The sequence below is a fragment of the Micromonospora sp. NPDC005291 genome, from assembly GCF_040607415.1.
GTDB lineage: Bacteria > Actinomycetota > Actinomycetes > Mycobacteriales > Micromonosporaceae > Micromonospora.
Genome location: NZ_JBEXGR010000012.1, coordinates 14,042 through 36,676, shown reverse-complemented (window position 1 = coordinate 36,676; position 22,635 = coordinate 14,042). Strand labels below are relative to the sequence as shown.

General features: G+C 71.6%; 24 protein-coding genes. 21 read left to right on the top strand and 3 right to left on the bottom strand.

Annotated features, from left to right (window positions below; all coding sequences use genetic code 11):
- Positions 1–333: 333 nt before the first annotated feature.
- From ABZT18_RS17690 to ABZT18_RS17655, 8 genes are all read left to right on the top strand, one after another.
- The gene (locus ABZT18_RS17690; protein WP_354993644.1) at positions 334–807 is read left to right on the top strand and encodes a PH domain-containing protein; all 474 of its coding nucleotides are present in this window, start codon (positions 334–336) and stop codon (positions 805–807) included.
- Between the two features lie 729 nt (positions 808–1,536).
- Complete coding sequence (gene infC, locus ABZT18_RS17685) at positions 1,537–2,187, top strand: translation initiation factor IF-3 (protein ID WP_355171166.1); 651 nt, start codon at positions 1,537–1,539, stop codon at positions 2,185–2,187.
- A 19-nt stretch (positions 2,188–2,206) separates the two neighbouring features.
- Complete coding sequence (gene rpmI, locus ABZT18_RS17680; protein WP_007458415.1) at positions 2,207–2,401, top strand: 50S ribosomal protein L35; 195 nt, start codon at positions 2,207–2,209, stop codon at positions 2,399–2,401.
- A gap of 32 nt (positions 2,402–2,433) precedes the next feature.
- Entirely contained in the window at positions 2,434–2,826 is a 393-nt protein-coding gene (gene rplT / locus ABZT18_RS17675) for a 50S ribosomal protein L20 (protein ID WP_088947486.1), read from the top strand.
- An 83-nt stretch (positions 2,827–2,909) separates the two neighbouring features.
- On the top strand, positions 2,910–3,707 hold the full coding sequence (locus tag ABZT18_RS17670) for an RNA methyltransferase (RefSeq protein ID WP_355251862.1): 798 nt from the start codon (positions 2,910–2,912) through the stop codon (positions 3,705–3,707).
- Positions 3,708–3,924: 217 nt separating this feature from the next.
- Positions 3,925–4,992: a phenylalanine--tRNA ligase subunit alpha gene (gene pheS, locus ABZT18_RS17665; RefSeq protein ID WP_355251859.1), complete on the top strand. Its 1,068-nt coding sequence runs from the start codon at positions 3,925–3,927 to the stop codon at positions 4,990–4,992.
- Positions 4,993–5,032: 40 nt separating this feature from the next.
- Complete coding sequence (pheT, locus tag ABZT18_RS17660; RefSeq protein ID WP_355251856.1) at positions 5,033–7,579, top strand: phenylalanine--tRNA ligase subunit beta; 2,547 nt, start codon at positions 5,033–5,035, stop codon at positions 7,577–7,579.
- A 351-nt stretch (positions 7,580–7,930) separates the two neighbouring features.
- On the top strand, positions 7,931–8,227 hold the full coding sequence (locus ABZT18_RS17655) for a DUF4326 domain-containing protein (protein ID WP_354993640.1): 297 nt from the start codon (positions 7,931–7,933) through the stop codon (positions 8,225–8,227).
- Here ABZT18_RS17655 and ABZT18_RS17650 read toward each other — a convergent pair.
- Positions 8,217–9,107: a hypothetical protein gene (locus ABZT18_RS17650; RefSeq protein WP_354993639.1), complete on the bottom strand. Its 891-nt coding sequence runs from the start codon at positions 9,105–9,107 to the stop codon at positions 8,217–8,219. The two genes, ABZT18_RS17655 and ABZT18_RS17650, sit on opposite strands and share 11 nt — an antisense overlap.
- Before the next feature lie 306 nt (positions 9,108–9,413).
- On the opposite strand from ABZT18_RS17650, the gene ABZT18_RS17645 reads away from it, so the two are divergent.
- The 10 genes from ABZT18_RS17645 (at position 9,414) to argH (ending at position 19,531) form a co-directional block, all read left to right on the top strand.
- Positions 9,414–10,076 (top strand): pentapeptide repeat-containing protein, encoded by a 663-nt coding sequence (locus ABZT18_RS17645; RefSeq protein ID WP_354993638.1) that lies wholly within the window; start codon positions 9,414–9,416, stop codon positions 10,074–10,076.
- Between the two features lie 15 nt (positions 10,077–10,091).
- Positions 10,092–10,661 (top strand): kinase, encoded by a 570-nt coding sequence (locus tag ABZT18_RS17640; protein WP_354993637.1) that lies wholly within the window; start codon positions 10,092–10,094, stop codon positions 10,659–10,661.
- A gap of 391 nt (positions 10,662–11,052) precedes the next feature.
- Complete coding sequence (gene argC / locus ABZT18_RS17635; protein WP_355251853.1) at positions 11,053–12,054, top strand: N-acetyl-gamma-glutamyl-phosphate reductase; 1,002 nt, start codon at positions 11,053–11,055, stop codon at positions 12,052–12,054.
- Positions 12,051–13,223 carry a bifunctional glutamate N-acetyltransferase/amino-acid acetyltransferase ArgJ gene (argJ, locus tag ABZT18_RS17630; protein WP_355251850.1) on the top strand — a complete coding sequence of 391 codons (1,173 nt, stop codon included), beginning with the start codon at positions 12,051–12,053 and terminating at the stop codon, positions 13,221–13,223. Before argC ends, argJ begins: the two co-directional genes overlap by 4 nt.
- Positions 13,224–13,278: 55 nt before the next feature.
- Entirely contained in the window at positions 13,279–14,166 is an 888-nt protein-coding gene (argB, locus tag ABZT18_RS17625) for an acetylglutamate kinase (protein ID WP_354993634.1), read from the top strand.
- Positions 14,163–15,404, top strand: a complete 1,242-nt coding sequence (locus ABZT18_RS17620) for an acetylornithine transaminase (RefSeq protein WP_355251847.1) — start codon at positions 14,163–14,165, stop codon at positions 15,402–15,404. The genes argB and ABZT18_RS17620 overlap by 4 nt, the downstream gene beginning before the upstream one ends.
- Complete coding sequence (argF, locus tag ABZT18_RS17615) at positions 15,401–16,339, top strand: ornithine carbamoyltransferase (protein WP_354993632.1); 939 nt, start codon at positions 15,401–15,403, stop codon at positions 16,337–16,339. The genes ABZT18_RS17620 and argF overlap by 4 nt, the downstream gene beginning before the upstream one ends.
- Entirely contained in the window at positions 16,336–16,851 is a 516-nt protein-coding gene (locus ABZT18_RS17610) for an arginine repressor (protein WP_354993631.1), read from the top strand. Before argF ends, ABZT18_RS17610 begins: the two co-directional genes overlap by 4 nt.
- Complete coding sequence (locus ABZT18_RS17605) at positions 16,848–18,050, top strand: argininosuccinate synthase (protein ID WP_354993630.1); 1,203 nt, start codon at positions 16,848–16,850, stop codon at positions 18,048–18,050. The genes ABZT18_RS17610 and ABZT18_RS17605 overlap by 4 nt, the downstream gene beginning before the upstream one ends.
- Positions 18,051–18,067: 17 nt before the next feature.
- On the top strand, positions 18,068–19,531 hold the full coding sequence (gene argH, locus ABZT18_RS17600; RefSeq protein WP_354994037.1) for an argininosuccinate lyase: 1,464 nt from the start codon (positions 18,068–18,070) through the stop codon (positions 19,529–19,531).
- A 43-nt stretch (positions 19,532–19,574) separates the two neighbouring features.
- Here the strand turns inward: argH and ABZT18_RS17595 are convergent, their stop codons facing one another.
- Both ABZT18_RS17595 and ABZT18_RS17590 read right to left on the bottom strand, forming a co-directional pair.
- Positions 19,575–19,928 (bottom strand): MmcQ/YjbR family DNA-binding protein, encoded by a 354-nt coding sequence (locus ABZT18_RS17595; RefSeq protein WP_354993629.1) that lies wholly within the window; start codon positions 19,926–19,928, stop codon positions 19,575–19,577.
- A gap of 83 nt (positions 19,929–20,011) precedes the next feature.
- A complete protein-coding gene (locus ABZT18_RS17590) occupies positions 20,012–20,437 on the bottom strand; it encodes a DNA-binding protein (RefSeq protein ID WP_354993628.1) in 426 nt (141 codons plus the stop codon).
- A gap of 99 nt (positions 20,438–20,536) precedes the next feature.
- Here ABZT18_RS17590 and ABZT18_RS17585 point away from each other — a divergent pair, with 99 nt between their 5' ends.
- The 3 genes from ABZT18_RS17585 to ABZT18_RS17575 all read left to right on the top strand — a co-directional run bounded on the left by ABZT18_RS17585 (position 20,537) and on the right by ABZT18_RS17575 (position 22,624).
- Positions 20,537–21,178 carry a DNA-3-methyladenine glycosylase gene (locus ABZT18_RS17585; RefSeq protein ID WP_354993627.1) on the top strand — a complete coding sequence of 214 codons (642 nt, stop codon included), beginning with the start codon at positions 20,537–20,539 and terminating at the stop codon, positions 21,176–21,178.
- Between the two features lie 82 nt (positions 21,179–21,260).
- Positions 21,261–22,346: an exo-alpha-sialidase gene (locus tag ABZT18_RS17580; protein ID WP_354993626.1), complete on the top strand. Its 1,086-nt coding sequence runs from the start codon at positions 21,261–21,263 to the stop codon at positions 22,344–22,346.
- 2 nt (positions 22,347–22,348) lie between these two features.
- Positions 22,349–22,624 carry a ubiquitin-like small modifier protein 1 gene (locus ABZT18_RS17575; protein WP_354993625.1) on the top strand — a complete coding sequence of 92 codons (276 nt, stop codon included), beginning with the start codon at positions 22,349–22,351 and terminating at the stop codon, positions 22,622–22,624.
- Positions 22,625–22,635 lie beyond the last annotated feature (11 nt).

The window sequence follows — 22,635 nt, the reverse complement described above, 5'->3', positions numbered from 1 at the left end:
CGTCGCCGACCTGGAGTGGATCTCCCATTCGCGCGGCCTGTCCTGGGGCCGACCCGCGCGATGATCACGCTCGAACATGGTTGTAGTGGCCTCCAGCCCTGACCGAGGCCACTACAACCTGGATCGAGCACGATCTTGCGCGTGGCGGCGCGTGGCGGCGCGTGGCGTGGCGGTGCGTGCGGCGGGTGGCGGTGCGTGGCGGCGCGTGGCGTGGCGGTGCTTGCGGCGGGTGGCGCGCGTGGCGTGGGAGGTGTCGTGCGTGGCGTGGCGCATTGAGTGGTGGCTCGGCGGGTGGTGCGTTCGACGGGCGGGTGCGGGTGGCAGACTGGTGGGGTGAGTGAAACCGAGCTGATCCGCCTGAAGCCCCGCCGCATCCGGATGGTCTGCTGGTCCGCGGCGATCGCGCTGTTGGTGGTGTTCGCTCTGGTTGCCACCTCGTTGAGTGGGCCGACCGGCGACGGCTACGGCAGCTTCCAGCGCGGTGACCAGATCGCCATGATCGGCCTGGGCGTCTTCGGTGCACTGGGCTTCCTGATGTTCACCCGCCCCCGGGTCGAGGCTGACGCGCGCGGTGTCCGGGTGCGCAACGTCATCAGCTCGTACGAGCTGCCCTGGGAGGTCGTCCGGGGCATCCGCTTCGACCGGGGCGCGCCCTGGGCCACCCTGGAGCTGCACGACGACGACCTGCTGCCGATGATCGCCCTGCAGGCGGCCGACAAGGAATTGGCCGTCGAAGGGGTCCGCGCACTGCGGCGACTGCACCAGGAGCACCAGGCCCGCCTGGCCGAGCGCGCCGTCGGCCGCTAACCAGCCCTCGCCCCGCGCTGCACCGCCCCGCGCTGCGCGGCACCGCCCGCCCCGGCCGGTGGTGCTGCTTGAGCCGGTCTGCCCGTGCTGCCCGCCCCGGGCGGCATTGCCGCTTGAGCCGGCCTGTCCGCTCGCCGGCCGGCCTGTCCGCTCGCCGGCCGGCCTGTCCGCTCACCGGCCGGGCCTGACGACCCCGCTGCCCTGCCTCTTGCGACCCCGCCGTCCTGCGCCTCATGACCCCGCCGCGCCTCACCCGCCCGCGCTGGCGCAATCTACACACCGGCTGCCCAAAGCCACACAACATCCCCGAAACTGCTGCCTCCGGGTGCGCTGATGCAGCAGTTTCGGGGAAACTGTGCGGATCTTGGCCGACGGAGGGCGGTCCCGGCCCGGAGGAACCCAGGGACCGGGGTGTCCCGGTTTGAGGCCGGCCGGGGCGCCGGTGTAGTGTTGTCGAGTCGACCAGGCTGTCTCCGCGTGCGAGCAGACAGCCTTGAAAGCGGAGCGCCTGCTCCCACCCGAGTCGCCGCTACGGTGGCCGGGTCCGGTCCCCGGTTTCGGGCATGTCCCGGCGCCGGATGCGCGATCGTATGATCGTGCTGGCCGGTCGAGCGGGCCCTGGCATGCGCCGGGGCCTTCTGCTTTTCGAGTCGGTTCCCACCTGGGGGCCGCAGGGTCGGCAAGAGAGCGGAATCGACTCGAGGAGGCCCCATCAGCGTCGAACCACGCGTGAACGAGCAGATCCGGGCACGTGAGGTCCGACTGGTCGGCCCAGAGGGTGAGCAGGTGGGCATCGTCCCGCTGGAGCGCGCCCTTCAGCTGGCTGCGGACGTCGATCTGGACCTGGTCGAGGTTGCGCCGATGGCGCGCCCGCCGGTGTGCAAGCTCATGGACTTCGGCAAGTTCAAGTATGAGAGCGCACTGAAGGCGCGCGAAGCGCGGCGTAACCAGCAGCAGACCGTCATCAAGGAAATGAAGCTTCGGCCGAAGATCGACCCGCACGACTACGAGACCAAAAAGGGTCACGTGGTGCGGTTCCTCAAGGCGGGCGACAAGGTCAAGGTGACGATCATGTTCCGCGGTCGCGAGCAGAGCCGCCCGGAGCTGGGTTACCGGCTCCTGCGCCGGCTCGAATCCGAGATCACGGAACTGGGATACGTCGAGGCCGCTCCGAAGCAGGACGGCCGAAACATGATCATGGTTCTCGCTCCGCATCGGGCCGTGAAGGCCTCCGCGGTCGCCGCTACGGCGTCCCGCGGTGCACCTCGGGACCGGGCAGCGGACGAGTCCGACGCTCCGGAAGCCGATGAGACCGCGGCGGTCGGCGAGACCGCAGCAGCCGGTGACACCGGCCTCGCCGCCGACACCAGCGGCGAGTAACAGGGGAGAGACGTTCCACATGCCGAAGATGAAGAGCCACACGGGTATGGGTAAGCGGGTCAAGGTGACCGGCAAGGGCAAGATCGTTGCCCAGCAGGCCGGCCTCCGCCACAACCTGGAGAAGAAGCCCTCCACCCAGACCCGCCGGCTGACCGGCACGGTCGTGCTGGCCAAGGCCGACGTCAAGCGCATCAAGAAGCTGCTCGGCCGCTGACGCGCGCCACCTTTACGTAATAAGGAGTTGAGATGGCACGCGTCAAGCGGGCTGTGAACGCCCAGAAGAAGCGTCGTACCCTGCTGGAGTCCGCGAGTGGTTACCGCGGTCAGCGCTCCCGGCTGTACCGCAAGGCCAAGGAGCAGGTGCTGCACTCGATGCAGTACGCCTACCGGGACCGTCGCGACCGCAAGGGCGACTTCCGGCAGCTGTGGATCCAGCGGATCAATGCAGGCGCCCGGGCGAACGGGATGACCTACAACCGCCTGATCCAGGGCATGCGTCTGGCCGGCATCGAGGTCGACCGTAAGATCCTGGCCGACATGGCTGTCAACGACGCCGCTTCCTTCGCGGCGATCGTTGAGCTGGCCCGGGCCGCGGTCACGGCCGAGGGCACCGGCGGCGCGGCGGCTCAGGCCGCCTGATCCCCACGCACCAGAGCGAGGCGTCTCCCGTGTCGGCACCGCCGTCCGGGGGGCGCCTCAATCGTGTCGGAGGACCACCCATCATGGCTTTCACCCCGCGTACCCCCAGGGTTGTCGCCGCCCGCCGCCTGCAGCGCCGCCGGGACCGCGACGCCACCGGCCTGTTCCTGGCCGAGGGCCCGCAGGCGGTCCGCGAGGCCCTCGCACGGCCGGGGGTGGTCACTGAGCTTTTCGGTACGCCCACCGCCCTCGACCGGCACCCGGAGCTGCCCGCCGCGGCGGCTCACGCCGACGTGCCGGTCTCCGAGGTGACCGACGACGGGTTGGCCGCGTTGGCCGAGACCGTCGCCCCGCAGGGGTTGGTCGCTGTCTGCCGGCACCTGGACGTGTCGCTGGAGCAGGCGCTGGCCAACGGGCCGCGCCTGGTGGCGGTGCTCGCCGAGATCCGCGACCCGGGCAACGCCGGCACGGTGCTGCGCACCGCCGACGCGGCCGGGGCGGGTGCGGTGGTCTTCGCCGGCGACGCCGTCGACCCGTACAACGGCAAGTGTGTACGCGCCTCCGCCGGCAGCCTCTTCCACCTCGACGTGGTCCGCGCCGCCGACCCGGCCCAGGTGGTCGACGCGCTGCGCGCCGCCGGGCTGTCTGTCTTCGCCACCACGGGGTACGGCGACAGCGACCTGGACGACCTGACCGACTACGGTCGGCTCGTCGGGCCCACCGCCTGGCTGTTCGGCTCGGAGGCGCACGGCCTGCCCGCGGAGTTGACCGCCGCCGCCGACGCCCGGGTGCGGGTGCCGTTGTACGGGCGCGCGGAGAGCCTCAACCTGGCTGCCGCAGCGGCGGTCTGCCTGTACGCTTCAGCGAGAGCACAGCGCTGAGGTTACGAAAGCCGGCGCGACTGACAGCAGGGGAGAGTCTCCGTCCATGAACGCGCCACGGCGTTCGTTTAGCCAGCCCGCCGGTGTCGGCGGGCGGCGTGCCTGACCTGCTCCCTGCACAACTCCTACCGGCGGGCTGCGGCGCAGCCGCGCGTCCGTAGACTCGCTTAGCCGCCCGTTGAGGGCTGGCGCCGCCGTGAGGGAGTGCCCGTACGCCATGAGCTACCGCAACGATCCGTACGACCCGAAGCAGGTCGCCCTGCTTGACCCCGCCGCCCTGGACGAGGCTGTCGCGGACGCCACGAAGGCGTTCACGGCGGCGACCGATCCGGACGCGCTGACCGCGCTGCGCTCGGTGCACCTCGGTGACCGGTCACCGGTCTCGCTGGCCCGGCGTGAGATCGGCGTGTTGCCGCCGGCCGCGAAGTCCGACGCCGGCAAGCGGGTCAACGAGGCCCGCCGGGCGATCGAGACCGCGTACGCCGACCGCGCCGAGGTGGTGGAGCGCGAGCAGGCCGAGCGGGTGCTGGTCGAGGAGCGGGTGGACGTCACCCTTCCGTACGACCGGCGTCCGCGTGGTGCCCGGCACCCGCTGAGCACCCTGATGGAGTCGATCAGTGACCTCTTCGTCGGGATGGGCTACGAGGTGGCCGAGGGGCCCGAGGTCGACCTGGAGTGGGTCAACTTCGACGCGCTGAACATTCCGGCCGACCATCCGGCGCGCGGGTTGATGGACACCTTCCACATCGCACCCGAGGGCTCCGGCCTGGTGCTACGCACGCACACCTCGACGGTGCAGACCCGCACGATGCTCAGCCGCAAGCCGCCGATCTACGTGATCGTGCCCGGCCGCGTCTACCGCACCGACGAGATCGACGCCACCCACAGCCCGGTGTTCCACCAGGCCGAGGGCCTGGTGGTCGACAAGGGCATCACGATGGCGCATCTGCGGGGCACGCTCGACCACTTCGCCCGCGCGATGTTCGGCCCGGAGGCGAAGACCCGGTGGCGGCCGCACTACTTCCCGTTCACCGAGCCCTCGGCGGAGTTCGACGTGTGGTTCCCGGAGCACCGCGACGGCCCGCAGTGGGTCGAGTGGGGCGGCTGCGGGATGGTCAACCCGCGGGTGCTGCGCGCCTGCGGCGTCGACCCGGAGGTCTACTCCGGATTCGCCTTCGGCATGGGCATCGACCGGACCCTGATGGTCCGGCACGGGGTCAGCGACATCCGCCATCTCTTCGAGGGCGACGTGCGGTTCAGCCGCGCGCTCGGGACCGGGGCGTAGGCGATGCGGGTACGAGACACGGGAACGGTGGTCTGAAGTCATGCGAGTTTCTGTCAGTTGGCTGCGGGAGTACGTCGACCTTCCCGCCGGCCTGGCCACCGGCGACCTGGAGCAGGCCCTGGTCGACCTCGGTATCGAGGTCGAGTCCGCGGTGGACCTGGCCGAGACCGTCACCGGCCAACTCGTTGTCGGTGAGGTGCGCGAGATCGAGGAGCTCACCGGCTTCAAGAAGCCGATCCGGTTCTGCCGGGTGGACGTGGGTGACGCGAACGGCACCGGCGAGCCGCAGGAGATCGTCTGTGGGGCGCGCAACTTCGCCCCGGGTGACCGGGTGGTGGTGATCTTGCCCGGTGGTGTGCTGCCCGGCGGCTTCGCCATCGGCGCCCGCAAGACGTACGGGCACAACTCCGCGGGCATGATCTGCTCGGCGAAGGAGCTGGGCCTGGGCGACGACCACTCCGGCATCATCGTGCTGGGGTCGGATGTGACGGCCAAGCCGGGCGACGACGCGCGCCCGGTGGTGGGCCTCGACGACGTCGTGCTCGATCTGGAGATCACCCCCGACCGGGGGTACGCGCTGAGCCTGCGCGGCCTGGCCCGGGAGTTGTCGCACGCGTTCGACGTGCCGCTGCGCGACCCGGCCCTGGTGCCCGCGCCGAGCGGCACCGAGGCGCCGGCGTACCCGGTGGAGGTTCGCGACACGGTCGGCTGCGACCGGTTCACCGCCCGCCTGGTCCGCGGTGTCGACCCGAACGCCCCCACGCCGTCCTGGATGCAGCAGCGGCTCGTCACCGCCGGCATCCGCAGCATCTCGTTGCCGGTCGACATCACCAACTACGTGATGGTGGAGCTGGGTCAGCCGATGCACGCCTTCGACGCCGATCGGATCGCCGGACCGTTGGTGGTCCGGCGCGCCGAGGCGGGGGAGAAGCTGACCACGCTCGACGGGGTCAACCGGGTGCTGACCGCCGACGACATGGTCATCTGCGACAGCACCGGCCCGATCTCTCTGGCCGCGGTGATGGGCGGCGAGACCAGCGAGGTCGTCGCCGGCACCACCAACGTGCTCTTCGAGGCGGCGCACTGGGACCCGGCGATGGTCGGGCGGACGGCCCGCCGGCACAAGCTGTTCAGCGAGGCCGCGAAGCGCTGGGAGCGGGGCGTCGACCCGGCCGTCGCGTTGGTGGCGCTGGAGCGTGCCGTGCGGCTGCTCACCGAGCACGGCGGTGGCACCCCGAGCGTGGAGATCCTCGACATCGACCACGTGCGGCCACGTACCCCGATCAGCCTTCCGGCGGACCTGCCGACCCGGCGGGTCGGGGTCGAGTATCCGCCGGCGCGGGTGGTCGCCCTGCTGGAGCGGGTCGGCTGCACGGTCGCGCAGGGCGCGGACCGGTTGTCTGAGGACCCGGGCGCGGTCGGCGTGGCCAGCGGCGCCGCGACGGCGCTGAGCGTCACGCCGCCGACCTGGCGGCCCGACCTGACCGATCCGGCCGACCTGGTCGAGGAGGTGGTCCGCCTCGACGGGTACGACCGGGTGCCGTCGGTGTTGCCGACCGCGCCTCCCGGCCGCGGGCTGACCCCACGCCAGCGTCGGCGCCGGGCGGTCGCCGGGTCACTGGCGGAGCGGGGGTACGTGGAGGTGCTCGCGCACCCGTTCGTGTCGCCGGAGTTGGCCGACCTGCTCGGCCTCCCGGCCGACGACCCGCGCCGGCCCGCCGTGCGGCTGGCCAATCCGCTGTCCGAGGAGGAGCCGCTGCTGCGTACCACGTTGCTCGGCCCGCTGCTCGGCATCCTCAAGCGCAACCTCGGCCGGGGGCACCGCGACCTGGCGCTCTATGAAATCGGGGCGGTCTTCCATCCCCGCGTCGGTGCCGGCAGCCCGCCGGCGATGGGCGTGGACCGGCGCCCCACCGACGCGGAGTTCGCGGCCGCCGACGCGGTGGTGCCGGTGCAGCCGGTGCATGTCGCGGCGGTGCTCACCGGTGACCTCGACCCGGCCGGCTGGTGGGGGTCGGGCCGACCGGCCGGCTGGGCGGACGCGATCGAGGCGGCCCGTGACGTGCTGGCCGCCGCCGGGATCCCCGACGAGTGGGTCGAGGTGCGGGCCGCCGAGTACGCCCCGTGGCACCCCGGCCGCTGTGCCGAGCTGCGGGTCGACGGCGCGGTTGTCGGGCATGCCGGTGAGCTGCACCCGGTGGCGGTGGCGGCGTTGGAGCTGCCGCGTCGTACCTGCGCGATGGAACTGGACCTGGACGCGCTGCCGGCGGCTCCGGTGACGCCCGCCCCGGCGGTCTCCGGTTTCCCGCCGGCGCTGATCGACGTGGCCCTGGTGGTGGACGACTCGGTGCCGGCGGAGCAGGTGCGCCGGGCGCTGGAGGCGGGCGCCGGTGAGCTGCTGGAGGACGTGCGGTTGTTCGACGTGTACTCGGGCGCGCAGCTCGGTGCCGGTCGCCGGTCGCTGGCGTACAAGCTCACCTTCCGGGCACCGGACCGGACGCTCACCGTCGAGGAGGCGGTTGCGGCACGGGACGCGGCGGTCGCCGTCGCGGCGGAGCGTGTCGGCGCCACCCTGCGCGGCGCCTAACGGGATCGACCCGTCCCCGCCCCGCGATCTCTTAATCCGCGGGTTCGGGGTTCGAGTCCCTGGCGGCGCACCAACGATCAAGGCCTTGACCTGGTGGTTCACACCGGGTCGGGGCCTTTTTCGTGTACGTCGATGGTGGGTGGTCGCTCGGCGGGTGCTCGGTAGCCGTTGGACCGGGGCGGCATTGCTGGAACATGTCGTTGTTCCGTGGACACCTTCGCTCATTGCCATTTCTGAGGTGGCCAGCCTGCATCGGGCCTTCGGGGTCATTGGCGCATCCCCTCGCCCTGGGGCGACGGGCTTCCTTCGAGCACCCACGCGGAGCCGGTCGTTGGCGATTACGCTGGCGGCGTGGGGGGACAGCCTCGGGTTCGTGTGCAGGGCGATCTCTATCACCCGGTGGTGCCGCCCGGTGCCGTGTACGTGGGGCGGCAGGGGTTCGGGTTGCGGCGTTCTCCCTGGGCCAATCCGTTCAGCCTGCGAAAGCATGATCGGGCGGAGGCGTTACGCCTCTATCGACAGTGGCTTGTTGAGCAGCCGGCCCTTGTTGACCGAGCGCGTCGGGAACTCACGGGGAAGCAGTTGGCGTGCTGGTGCCGCGTCGAGGATGCGTGCCATGCCGACGTGCTGACCGACATCATCGGTTGACGTGCAACCGGTACCGAGCGGTGGGCCGTCTCGGTGCGTACACACCGCCGATGCTGAAGGACTGCGGTCTTGCCGCTTGGTTGCCTACGTAGAAAGCGACGTCGTGGTCAGCGGCGCAGAGCTGGGTGAGGAATTTGTTTCTCAGCTGCTCCGCAGCCTCCGCGTCGGTGAGCTGGTCCAGACGACGTTGTAGGACGACGAACTCCCAGTCCCAGAGTGTCTGCTGGTGACCGCGGCAATGACGGTCCGCGCAGCGGTAGCGGTAGGCGCCGGTGAAGCGTGGTGCTTGAAGCGGGCTGCGCTTGGCGGGTTCCAATAGGTCGAGCTGGTTGAGGTAGCCAGCGATCTTCTTGCGGTCCTCCGCCGACCAGCCGGGATGTCGCTTGACCTGAAGAGACGAGATGTCGGCCACGCGAATCAGCGCGATCGATCGTGCGCTCCGGTCGTCGCGGGCCTGTTTGTTGAGCTGGCACATGGAGTCTTCAATGAGTGGTTCGAGGAGGTTTCGACGCGACTGCCGACTGGCAATGTGTCGCTCGGTGGTGATGGTGTCCACGATCGGCTTCCAGCTCTCGCGCCGCTGGTCTTGCCTGGCTGGCAGTGCCTCGACGTGGATGATGTCGTACTTGTGGAACTTGCCGTCGTCGTCGAGGTCCCGATAGTGGACCGGGTAGAGGCGAATCCAACCCGTCCAGGGCGGGTCCATGCCCAGTGCCCCGACGCAGACCGTCTCCCCGTACCGCGCGGAGGGGTTGGGTGCCGCCTTAACTGTGATCAGGAGACGGAGTTTCGCTGGTCGTGCCAGGACTGGCTTTGGTCTCGGATCTTCGTCGGTGCTCGGTCCCCACAACGGAAGCTGTTCCAACGGAACCACCCGCATCGCTAAACGCAGCTGACCAGATGCATTTAGTTACATAGACAGTCTCGCATTTGAGTGCGGCGAGCGCTAGCCGGCAGGGGGAGGGTCAGCCCCGCAGTCGAATGCCGGCGTGCAGAACTCGTCTGGTAACCACTGTCTCGGCGCGTGACACGCATCGCCGAGCAGGGAAGGCGCGTGTCGGGCGTTTCTGGAGATTGGTGCCGCGGCACGGCGCTCTCCATGTAGATACGCTGATCAACCGGTAACCCCGGCCACGGGAAGCGCGGGGTGGCGTGCCCACCCCGCGCCCACACAGGTTGAGGACTCATGCGTACCACCACGATCGGCGACGTGAAGGTCCTGCTGCCGGACCTCGAACCGGACGACCTCGACACCACGACGGACCTGGACGGAGACCTCACCGAGGCCCTGGTGGAGGGCGCAGCGTGGCACGGCTCGCACCTTGAGGACGCCCGCATCCGTAGCAGTCTGATCACCGGCGTGGACCTGAGCGAGAGCACCTGGGAGGCGGGCAGCCTCTACGGCTGCGAGATCACCCGCACCGACTTCTCCGGCGCGACCCTGACCGGCATCACCATCGAACGCTGCGCCATTACCGGCTCCCGGTTCACCGGCACCAGGCTCACCGACGTACGCCTCAAGGACGTCCTGTTCGACGGCTGCCGCTTCGACTACGCCACCTTCCACCGCGTCGCCGCCGCCGGCTCGGTCGCCTTCACCGATTGCACTCTCACCAACGGCGCGTGGTCCTCCTGCCGACTACCTCGCATCGCGCTGCGGTCATGTGACCTCGCTGGACTGGAATTGGACTCGTGCCACCTCGACGGCACTGACCTGCGGGGCAGCCGGCTCCAGGGCCTCAAGACGCCGCTGGACAACCTGCGCGGCGTCACCCTCGGCGAAGACCAACTTCCTGACTTCACCCAGCTGACCGTCGCCGCCCTCGGCCTCACCGTCCTCAACAGCTGAAGCCGAGGAGGGATCGTGCTCGCTGAACCCACTGGCAGCCCGGACACGATCCTCGTCTGCATCCGGGGCAACTCCGGCTCAGGCAAGAGCAGCATCGCCCGCGAGCTACGACGCCGGCACGGTCGGGGCTGCGCCCTGGTGGAGCAGGACTACCTGCGGCGCATCCTGCTGCGCGAGCGGGACCAGCCCGGCGGCGCGGCACCGGCGTTGATCGGGCAAACCGTTCGGTTCGCGCTGGACCACGGCTATCACGTGGTGCTGGAGGGCATCATGCACACCAGCCGCTATCGGGGCCTGCTGACCTCCCTGCGGGACGGCCACCGCGGCCGGTCACTGTTCTGCTATCTCGACGTGTCCCTGGCCGAGACCCTGCGCCGACACCTCACGCGCCCGCAGGCCGGTGAGTTCACCGCCGAGCACATGAGCGGCTGGTACGCCGCCCACGACGTCCTGGGCTGGCCCGACGAACTCGTCCTCCCCGAGACCACGGGACTGGACGAGGCCGTTGAGGCCATCGCGGCTGCTGCCGGGCTACCCCAGACCGGACGCGACGATGACCTGCTTCCGAGCGTTCCGTCCCCGTAGGGCAGCCCAGCCGGCTACCGGTGTCGCCGTTGCGGCGCACAGTTCGCCGACGTCGGTCCCGAGTAGCCAAGACAGCCCGTCAAGCACGGCGACTGCGGCGGATGGAGCTCGCTCTACCGCGCCCGCCTGAGCCAGCTCTCGATGACAGTGAAGTCGCGCTCGGTCAGTCCGTGACGCGGGTCGACCCGATGCAGCAGGGCCGGGCCGTGGTGATGAGTCGGTACCCACTGCTGATCGGCGGGGGAGATCGCGCTACGTCCCATCGCGGTGTGCTCGACACGACGGGCGGATCCCTGAGATGGCGGCACATTTCCATGCAGTGGGCTGTATGAAGTTGCAGTGAGCCGTTGGTCGCTGCTAGCCTTCGTTGCATAGTCATGCGGAGGTGAGTATGGGGATCCGAGTCGCGGTCGCCGGGGCGAGCGGCTACGCCGGGGGCGAGCTGCTGCGCCTGGTCGCTGGTCACCCGGAGTTCGACCTGGTCGCCGCCACCGCCCACAGCCAGGCCGGGCACCGCGTCGACGTGGTGCACCCGCAGCTCACCGGGCTCGACCTGGTGCTCGGCGCAACCGACCCGACGACGCTGGCCGACGCGGACCTGGTGTTCCTGGCCCTGCCACACGGCGAGTCGGCGGCCCTCGCGGCCCAGCTCCCGGCCGAGGTGCGGATCGTCGACCTGGGCGCGGACCACCGGCTGGCCGACCCGTACGCCTGGGCGCAGTACTACGGCGGCACGCACGCCGGGCAGTGGACCTACGGCCTGCCCGAGCTGCCCGGCCAGCGGGAGCTGATCTCCGGGTCCACCCGGGTGGCGAACACCGGCTGCTACGCCGCCGCGATCACCCTGGCGCTCGCGCCGCTGATCGCCGACGGCGCGGCCAGCCCCGCCGACGTGGTGGTGGTCGCCGCCTCCGGCACCTCCGGCGCTGGGCGGGCGGCCAAGCCGCACCTGCTGGCCAGCGAGGTGCTGGGGGACCTGTCGCCGTACCGGGTCGGCACCCACCAGCACGTACCGGAGATCAAGCAGGCCACCGGCGCGACCGGCCTGTCGTTCACCCCGGTTCTGGCGCCGATGCCGCGCGGCATCCTGGCCACGGTCACCGCGGTGCCGGCGCGCGGGGTCGACCCGCAGCAGGTGCTGGCGCAGGCGTACGCGGACGCGCCGTTCGTGCACGTGCTGCCGGAGGGCCGCTGGCCGCACACCGCCGCCACCCTCGGCTCGAACTCCTGCCACCTGCAGGCCACCGTCGACGTCGACTCGGGTCGTCTGATCGTGCTCAGCGCGCTGGACAACCTGGGTAAGGGCGCAGCCGGTCAGGCCGTGCAGAACGCCAACCTGATGCTCGGTCTGCCCGAGACGACGGGCCTGTCGATCTGGGGAGTCACCCCTTGAGCGTCACCACCCCACGGGGTTTCCGGGCGGCCGGTGTGGCCGCCGGTCTCAAGGCCAGCGGTGGCGCGGACGTCGCCCTGGTGGTCAACGACGGCCCGGACGCCGGTGTCGCCGGTGTCTTCACCACCAACCGGGTCAGGGCCGCGCCGGTGCTCTGGAGCCAGCGGGTCGTGCAGGGCGGTGTGGTCCGCGCCGTGGTGCTCAACTCCGGTGGCGCCAACGCCTGCACCGGCCCGGCCGGCTTCCAGGACACGCACGCCACCGCCGAGCACACCGCCGCCGCGCTGACCTCGGTCAGTCCACGGCTGATCCTCGGTGCCGGTGATGTCGCGGTCTGCTCCACGGGGTTGATCGGTGAGCGGCTGCCGATGACGAAGCTGCTGCCGGGCGTCCGCTCGGCGATCCGAGGGCTGTCCCGTGACGGCGGCCCGGCCGCTGCCGAGGCGATCATGACCACGGACACCCGGCCGAAGACCACGGTGGCCCGGGGTAGCGGCTGGACGGTCGGCGGCATGGCCAAGGGCGCCGGGATGCTCGCGCCGGGGATGGCCACCATGCTCTGCGTGCTGACCACCGACGCGGTGGCCGGGCCGGCAACGCTGGACGAGGCGCTGCGGGCGGCGACCCGGGTCACCTTCGACCGAGTCGACTCCGACGGCTGCATGTCCACCAACGACACCGTGCTGCTGCTGGCCAGCGGCGCGAGCGGCATCGAGCCGACTCCGGCCGAGCTGGCCGCTGCCGTCACCGCGGCCTGTCACGACCTGGCCCAGCAGTTGGTGGCCGACGCCGAGGGCGCCACCAAGCAGATCGCCATCGACGTGGTCGGCGCCGCCGACGAGGACGACGCGGTCGAGGTGGGCCGCACGGTGGCCCGCAACAACCTGGTCAAGACCGCGCTGTTCGGCAACGACCCCAACTGGGGGCGGATCCTCGCCGCCGTCGGCACCACCGCTGCCGCGTTCGAGCCGGACGAGGTGGACGTGGCGGTCAACGGGGTGTGGGTGTGCCGGGGCGGTGCCGCCGCCGAGGACCGCTCGAAGGTCGACCTGATCGGGCGGGACGTGACCATCCGGATCGACCTGCACGCCGGTACGTCGGCCGCGACGATCTGGACCAACGACCTGTCCCACGCGTACGTGCACGAGAATTCGGCGTACTCGTCGTGAGCGCGAGGAACGTAGCGCAGCGGAGTCCCGCAGTCGCGAACGGAAGACTGGCGCGGTGAACCTCAGCACCGACCTCACCCGCGCGCAGGTCAAGGCGGAGACGCTGATCGAGGCGCTGCCCTGGCTGGCGCGTTTCTCCGGCTCCACGGTCGTGGTCAAGTACGGCGGCAACGCCATGACCGATCCCGAGTTGCAGCGGGCGTTCGCGGCCGACATGGTCTTCCTGCGGTACGCCGGCCTCAGGCCCGTGGTGGTGCACGGCGGCGGCCCGCAGATCTCCGCCATGCTGGGCCGACTCGGCATCGCCAGTGAGTTCCGGGGTGGTCTGCGGGTGACCACCGCTGAGGCGATGGACGTTGTCCGGATGGTGCTGGTCGGGCAGGTGGGCCGCGAGCTGGTCGGGCTGATCAACTCGCACGGTCCGTTCGCCGTGGGCCTTTCCGGGGAGGACGCCCGGCTGTTCACCGCGGTGCGCCGCCCGGCGTACGTGGATGGGCTGCCGGTCGACGTGGGCCAGGTCGGGGATGTGGAGTCGGTCGACGTGTCCGCGGTGACGGACCTGATCGAGGCCGGTCGGATTCCGGTGATCTCCACGGTGGCGCCGGACGTGGACGGGGTGCTGCACAACCTCAACGCGGACACCGCCGCCGCGGCGCTGGCCATCGCGTTGCAGGCCCGCAAGCTGGTCGTGCTCACCGACGTGGCCGGCCTGTACGCCGACTGGCCGGACACCACCAGCCTGGTCTCCGAGATCGTCGCGGATGATCTGGCCAAGCTGCTGCCCAGTCTGGAGTCGGGGATGGTGCCGAAGATGGAGGCCTGCCTGCGGGCGGTGCGTGGGGGAGTGCCCGCCGCGCACGTCGTCGACGGTCGGGTGGCGCACTCCACGTTGCTCGAGGTGTTCACCTCGGAAGGGTTCGGAACGATGGTCACTCCGTCATGAGCACGTTGGCGCAGCGCTGGAAGCAATCCATGATGGACAATTACGGCACGCCGCCGATGGCGCTGGTCTCCGGCGCCGGTGCCGTGGTGGTCGACGACGCCGGGCGGGAGTATCTCGACCTGGTGGGTGGCATCGCGGTGAACGCCCTCGGCCACGCCCACCCGGCCGTGGTGGCCGCGGTGTCGAAGCAGGTCGCCACTCTCGGGCACGTCTCCAACCTCTATGTCGCCGAGCCGCCGGTCGCCCTGGCCGAGCTGCTGTTGGCGCTCGCCGGCCGGCCCGGCCGGGTCTTCTTCGCCAACTCCGGCGCGGAGGCGAACGAGGCGGCGTTCAAGCTTTCCCGGCGTACCGGCCGCAGTCATGTGGTGGCCACCAACGGCGGTTTCCACGGCCGCACCATGGGTGCCCTCGCGCTGACCGGCCAGCCGGCGAAGGCCGACCCGTTCCGGCCGCTGCCGGGCGAGGTGACCCACGTCGACTACGGCGATGTCGCCGCCCTCGACGCGGCCGTCACCGACGCCACCGCCATGGTGATCCTGGAGCCGATCCAGGGCGAGAACGGGGTGCTCGTCCCGCCGGCCGGCTACCTCGCCGCAGCGCGTCGGATCACCGCCCGGCACGGGGCGTTGCTGGTCCTGGACGAGGTGCAGACCGGCATCGGACGCACCGGGCACTGGTTCGCGCACCAGGCCGAGGGCGTGGAGCCGGACGTGGTCACCCTGGCCAAGGGGCTGGGTGGCGGGCTGCCCATCGGTGCCACGCTGGCCTTCGGCCGCGCCGCTGACCTGCTCACCCCCGGCTCGCACGGCACCACCTTCGGTGGCAACCCGGTCAGCTGCGCGGCGGCGCTCGCCGTGGTGGCGACCATCGCCAACGAGGGCCTGCTCGACAACGTCAAGCGGGTCGGTGAGCGGCTGCGCCGGGGCATCGAGGCGCTGGGCCACCCCCTGATCACGGGGGTACGCGGCACCGGGTTGCTGCTCGGCGTGGCGCTCACCGCGCCGGTGGCGTCGGTGCTCGCCGAGGCTCTGCGGGAGGCCGGCTTCCTGGTCAACCCGGTGCAGCCGGGTGTGGTCCGGCTGGCCCCGCCACTGATCCTCACCGGCGCCCAGGTGGACGCCTTCCTCGCCGCGCTGCCCGCCGCCCTCGACGCGACGGCCCCGGCAGCCGCCGGAGCGGAACGCGGGTCATCCACGCTGCCCGCCACGACCATCACCACGACGGGAACGACTTCATGACCCGGCATCTCCTGCGCGACGACGACCTCTCGCCCGCCGAGCAGTCCACGGTCCTCGACCTGGCGGCGCGGATGAAGGCGGACCGGTTCGGCCACCGGCCGCTGGCCGGCCCCCGCTCGGTGGCGGTGCTCTTCGACAAGCAGAGCCTGCGGACCAGGATCTCGTTCGACGCCGGGATCGCCGAGCTGGGCGGGCACCCCCTGGTCGTGGACACGCAGGTCACCCACTTCGGCCGGGGTGAGTCGCTGGCCGACGCCGGGCGCGTGCTGTCCCGCTACGTCGCGGCCATCGTGCTGCGTACGCACGGCGACGACCGGATCGCCGAGGTCGCGGCGGGCGCCAGCGTGCCGGTGATCAACGCGCTCACCGACGGCTTCCACCCGTGCCAACTGCTGGCCGACCTGCTGACCGTGCGGGAGCGGTGCGGTGGCACGGCCGGCCGCACGCTGACGTACGTGGGGGACGGCGCGAACAACATGGCGCAGTCGTACCTGCTGGCCGGGGCGATGGCCGGGATGCACGTCCGGATCGCCGGGCCGGCCGGGTTCGCACCGGATGCGGCCGTGGTGGACCAGGCGGCGCAGATCGCCGCCAGCACCGGCGGGTCGGTGCGGGTCCTGACCGACCCGGCCCAGGCGGTACGCGACGCCGACGTGCTGGCCACCGACACCTGGACGTCGATGGGCCAGGAGGCCGACGGGCTGGACCGGATCACCCCGTTCCTGCCGTACCAGGTCAACAAGGAGCTGCTCGGCCAGGCCGCACCGGACGCCATCGTGCTGCACTGCCTGCCCGCACACCGTGGCGAGGAAATCACCGATGAGGTGCTCGACGGCCCGCAGAGCGCGGTCTTCGACCAGGCGGAGAACCGGCTGCACGTGCAGAAGGCGCTGCTGACGTTCCTGCTGGGCACCGCGAACGGCGACCCCCGATGACGGCGCCGTTGACCCGCGCGGCCCGGCATGCCCGGATCGTGGAGCTGATCCGCGACAAGGCGATCCGGTCGCAGACCGAGTTGGCCGACCTGCTCGCCTCCGACGGCGTCGGCGTCACCCAGGCCACCCTCTCCAGGGATCTGGAGGAGCTGGGTGCGGTCAAGGTGCGCGGCGGCGACGGCCCGGCCGTCTACCTGATCCCCGAGGACGGTCAACGGCCGCTGCGCGACGCGGAGGCCGCACCGGCCCGTCTGGTGCGACTGCTGCACGAGCTGCTCAACGGGGTCGACTCCAGCGGCAACATCGCCGTGCTGCGTACCCCGCCGGGCGCAGCCCAGTACCTGGCCAGCGCGTTGGACCGAGCGGGCCTGCCCGAGATCGTCGGCACCATCGCTGGCGACGACACCATCCTCGTCGTGGCCCGCGAGGCCGTCGGCGGGGCCGCACTCGGTGAGAAGCTCGCCGGCTGGGCCCGCCGGGAAGACACCGTTGAAGGGAACACCACATCATGACCGAGCGGGTCGTCCTCGCGTACTCGGGAGGGTTGGACACCTCCGTCGCCATTCCGTACCTGGCCGAGCAGACCGGCGCCGAGGTGATCGCGGTGGCGGTCGACGTCGGGCAGGGCGGCGAGGACCTCGACGCGATCCGGCAGCGTGCCCTGGACTGCGGCGCCGCCGAATCCGAGGTGGTCGACGCGCGCGACGAGTTCGCCGCCGACTACTGCCTGCCGGCCATCCGGGCCAACGCCCTCTACATGGACCGCTACCCGTTGGTGTCGGCGCTGTCCCGGCCGCTGATCGTCAAGCACCTGGTGACCGCGGCCCGTAAGCACGGCGGCACGATCGTGTCGCACGGCTGCACGGGCAAGGGCAACGACCAGGTCCGGTTCGAGGTGGGCCTGAACGCGCTCGCCCCCGACCTGAAGATCGTCGCGCCGGCCCGGGACTTCGCCTGGACCCGGGACAAGGCGATCGCCTTCGCGGAGGAGAAGGGGCTGCCGATCGACGTGTCGGCCAAGTCTCCGTACTCGATCGACCAGAACCTGTGGGGTCGCGCGGTGGAGACCGGCTTCCTGGAGGACATCTGGAACGCCCCCATCGAGGACCTCTACTCGTACACTGCCGACCCGGCGCAGGACCGCGACGCCGACGAGGTCGTGATCACCTTCGACGGCGGCGTGCCGGTGGCGATCGACGGTGAGACGGTCACCCCGTACCAGGCGATCCTGGAGCTGAACCGGCGCGCCGGCGCCCAGGGCGTGGGCCGGCTCGACATGGTCGAGGACCGCCTCGTGGGCATCAAGAGCCGCGAGGTGTACGAGGCTCCCGGCGCGATCGCCCTGATCACCGCCCACCAGGAGCTGGAGGCGGTGACCGTGGAGCGGGACCTGGCCCGGTTCAAGAAGAGCGTCGACCAGCGCTGGGGCGAGCTCGTCTACGACGGCCTGTGGTTCTCTCCGCTGAAGGACTCGCTGGACGCGTTCATCGACGACGCGCAGCGGCACGTGAGCGGCGAGGTGCGGATGACCCTGCACGGCGGCCGGGCCACCGTCACCGGCCGGCGCTCCGAGGCGAGCCTCTACGACTTCGGAATGGCCACCTACGACACCGGCGACACCTTCGACCAGTCCCTGGCGAAGGGCTTCGTGCAGTTGTGGGGCCTGCCGAGCGGGATGGCCGCCGCGCGCGACGCCCGGCTGGGCGGCTGACGACCATGGGGACCACAATGGGTGGGGTGGACGACAAGAGCCTCACCGAGAACAGCGCCGCCACCAACCGGACCAGCCTGTGGGGTGGCCGGTTCGCCGGTGGCCCCGCCGAGGCGCTCGCCCGACTGTCGGTGAGCGTGCAGTTCGACTGGCGTCTGGCCCCGTACGACATCGCTGGTTCCCGGGCGCACGCCCGGGTCCTCGCCGGTGCCGGCCTGCTCGACCCCGAGGAGTTGGGCCGGATCCTGGCCGCCCTGGATGACCTGGAGGCCGCCTGCGCCTCCGGGTCGTTCCGCCCCACCATCGACGACGAGGACGTGCACACCGCGCTGGAGCGCGGGCTGCTGGAGCGCCTCGGCAGCCTCGGCGGCAAGCTGCGCGCCGGCCGGTCCCGCAACGACCAGGTCGCCACGGACCTGCGGCTCTACCTGCGCGACCACGCCCGGGGCGTGGCCAGCCGGCTCGTGGAGCTGGCCGACGCGCTCGTCGAGCAGGCCGAGCGACACATCGACACCGCCGCGCCCGGCATGACCCACCTCCAGCACGCCCAGCCGGTCACGTTCGGGCACTGGTTGCTCGCTCACGTGCAGCCGCTGCTGCGTGACCTGGAGCGGATGCGCGACTGGGACCACCGGGCGGCGATCAGCCCGCTCGGCGCGGGCGCGCTGGCGGGCTCCGGGCTGCCACTGAACCCCGTGGCCGTGGCGAAGGAGCTGGGCTTCCGCACGTCCTTCGCCAACTCGATGGACGCGGTCGCCGACCGGGACTTCGTCGCCGAGTTCCTCTTCACCACCGCCCTGATCGGGGTGCACCTGTCCCGTCTCGGCGAGGAGGTCGTGCTCTGGACGTCGCACGAGTTCGGCTGGGTGGAGCTGGACGACTCCTTCGCCACCGGCTCGTCGATCATGCCGCAGAAGAAGAACGCGGACATCGCCGAGCTGGCCCGCGGCAAGTCCGGCCGGCTGGTCGGCGGCCTGGTAACCGTGCTCACCATGCTCAAGGGTCTGCCGATGACCTACGACCGGGACATGCAGGAGGACAAGGAGCCGGCCTTCGACGCGGTCGACACCCTGGAGCTGCTGCTCCCGGCCCTGGCGGGAATGATCTCCACGATGACGGTCCGGGTGGACCGCCTCGTCGCCGCCGCCCCGGTCGGCTTCTCCCTGGCCACCGAGGTTGCCGACTGGCTGGTCCGGCGCAACGTGCCGTTCCGTGACGCGCACGAGATCACCGGCCGGCTGGTGGCGCTCTGCGCGGCCCGGGAGTGCGAGCTGGAGGAGGTCTCCGATGAGGATCTCGCCGCGGTCAGCACGCACCTCGACCCGTCGGTGCGCGATGTGCTCTCGGTCCGTTCGGCCCTCGCGGCCCGGACCACCCCCGGTTCCACCGGCCCCGGCCCGGTCGCCGACCAGCTCGCCGCTGCGGCGGACCAGCTGGTTGGCTGGCGGGAGTGGGCCACCGAACGAGTCGTACCGCGCTGACCTCGCCGTGGCGTCGGCGCATGCCGCCGGCGCCCCGGCCGGTTCAGGCCGCCGGGCGCTCCCGCTTCGGGAGCTTGGCCACCACCATGTCGTACGACGCGTCGACCGCCTCGGTCAGCTCCTCGTCGTCGATCCCGCCGTCCAGGCGCAGCGTGTTCCAGCCGGACCGACCGATGTAGGCCATCACCCGGGCGTCGTCGGGGTGCCGGTGCAGCCACTCGTCGGCAACCTCCCGGGTCGGCCCGCACTTGATGCCGACCGTCGGCTTTCCTTCGCCGCTGCCGAGGAACGCGAAGATCCGACTGCCGACCTTCACCACCTCGTCGCCCTCCCACGGCCGGTCCAGCCACGCTCCCGGCTTGGCCAGGCAGTACGTCAGCATCTCCGTGCGCTCCATGGGTGCCTCCTCGTCGTGCGCACAGTGTGCCCGCCCGTCGGCACACTGTGCGCCGGTCCGCCCGTCCGGTCGCCGGGTGGCGGTCAGTCGGTCTGCTCGGCCGAACGGGCGGCGACCCGCTCGTAGCGCTGTCGGGCGGCCTGCGCGCTGCCCAGGCCCAGCCCGTACGCGATCGCCTGCCAGGTCAGCCCGCGGTCGCGGGCCAGCGTCAACAGGCCCGCCTCCAGGGCGTCCACCTCGGCGCGGACGTGCGGCAGCAGGGTCAGCGCGGCGGTGAGGTCGGCGGCGTCGACCGGCTCCTCCGCCGGCTCCCGCTCCGCTCCGCCCGCGGCCAACGCGGTGACCAGGGCCACCGCCTCCCACGGGTCCAGCACGTACGGGTGGGCCCAGCGCCCACGCTGGGTGTCGGTGCTGGCGTGCCGATCGCTGATCCGCTGCAGTGCCTCGTGGGTGCGGTGGGCGCGGGCGTGGGCGGGGTGGGGCGCGGTGAACGGATCGTCCGTCGTCATGCCCCGAGCACACACCCTCAACGGAACATTGTCAACAGAACGTTCAACGATTGGGTGTCCGCGCGTGGGGTTCGCGGCCCGGCTGGGTACCGTCGGGTCATGGATCTGTTGCCCGGCGCGGACGCCACCGACGCCGACGTGGCGGCGCTGGCAGACCTGCTCGCCGGTCCGCTGCTACCGGCCGCGCGCGGGCTGCTGGGCTGCCAGCTGCACGCCGGCGGCGTCACCGTCGGGATCACCGAGGTCGAGGCGTACGCCGGCACCGCCGGTGACCCGGCCTCGCACGCCCACCGGGGGCGCACGCCACGCAACGCGGTGATGTTCGGGCCGGCTGGGCACGCCTACGTCTATTTCACCTACGGGATGCACTGGTGCATGAACGTGGTCACCGGGGTGGAGGGGGAGGCCGCCGCGGTGCTGGTGCGCGCCGGGGAGGTGGTGGACGGCCTGCCTACCGCTCGGGATCGCCGACCGGCCGTGCGTCGGGACGTGGACCTGGCCCGCGGTCCGGCCCGGCTCTGCGCCACGCTCGGCATCGACCGTTCGGCGTACGGCGGGTATCTGCTGGGCGACGGGCCGGTCCGGTTGCGTCCGCCGACGCGGCCGGTGCCGCCGGAGGCGGTGGTCGCCGGTCCGCGGGTCGGTGTGACCGGCGCGCACGATCTGCCGTGGCGGTTCTGGCTCGACGGCGACCCGACGGTCAGTGTGTACCGGCGACACGTGCCCCGCACCCGGCGCTGACCCGCCGACGTGTGTCCGACGAATGTGTCGGGGGGTGTGGCCATAATCACCGCACCTGCTCACCGACGGTTCGGAGGACGTCATGGCAACGCTGCTCGCGATCGGCACGGCCAAGGGTTTGTTTCTCGCCACCAGCGGCGACGACCGGCGCAACTGGGAGATCACCGGCCCGCACTTCCCGATGACCGGTGTCTACGCGGTCGCGGTCGACACGCGCCGCCCCACCCCGCGGTTGCTCGCCGGGGTGACCAGCTCACACTTCGGGCCCAGCGTCGCCACCAGCGACGACCTCGGTGCCTCCTGGGACGAGCCCGACCAGGCGCCGGTCGCCTTTCCGGCCGACACCGGGGTCTCCCTCGGGCGGGTCTGGCAGCTGACGCCCGCCGGCCCCGACGAGCCGGACGTGGTCTGGGCCGGCACCGAGCCCTCGGCGCTGTTCCGGTCCACCGACGGTGGCCGCAGCTTCGAGCTGGTCCGCTCCCTGTGGGACCACCCGCACCGCCCCCAGTGGGGGGCCGGCTTCGGCGGTCAGGCCGTGCACACCGTGCTGCCTCACCCGCGTGACCCGGCCCGGCTGCTGGTCGCCATGTCCACCGGCGGCGTCTACCGCTCGCAGGACGCGGGGGCGAGCTGGGCACCGGGCAACACCGGCATCCGCGCCTACTTCATGCCCGACGAGTGGCCGGAGTTCGGGCAGTGTGTGCACAAGGTCGCTCGGGACGCCGGCAACCCCGAACGGCTGTACGCGCAGAACCACCACGGCGTCTACCGCTCCGACGACGACGGTCGCACCTGGTCCTCGATCGCCGACGGGCTGCCCAGCGACTTCGGCTTCCCGATGGTGGCCCACCCGGGGCGCAGCGGCATGGTGTGGACCTTCCCGTTGGTGGCCGACAGCGAGCGGTTCCCGACCGACCACCGCTGCCGGGTGTTCCGTTCCGCCGACGCTGGCGGCAAATGGGAGCCGCTGTCGGTGGGGCTGCCCGAGGGGCCGTTCTACCCGGCGGTGCTGCGCGACGCGATGTGCGCTGATGACGCCACCCCCGGTGGGGTCTACTTCGGCACCCGCTCCGGCTCGGTCTATGCCAGCCGCGACGAGGGCGACTCCTGGTCCCTGGTGGCGGCGCACCTTCCCGACGTGCTCTGCGTCCGGGCCGCGGCGGTCTGAGCGTGGTCACCGTGCTGCTGCCCGGTCCGCTGCGCGGTGAGGCCGGCGGCGCCAGTCGGCTGAACGTCACCGCCGCCGGGACGCTGCGGGCGGTCCTCGACGAGTTGGCCGCCGATCATCCGCGGCTGGCCCGGCGGATCCGTGACGAACGCGGTGAGCTGCGCCGTTACGTCAACGTCTTCGTCGACGGGGAAGATTGCCGGCACTCCGGCGGTCTGGCCACCCCGGTCGGCGACGACGCGGAGGTGCAGGTGCTGCCCTCGGTCGCGGGCGGCTGAGGCGCCCGTGC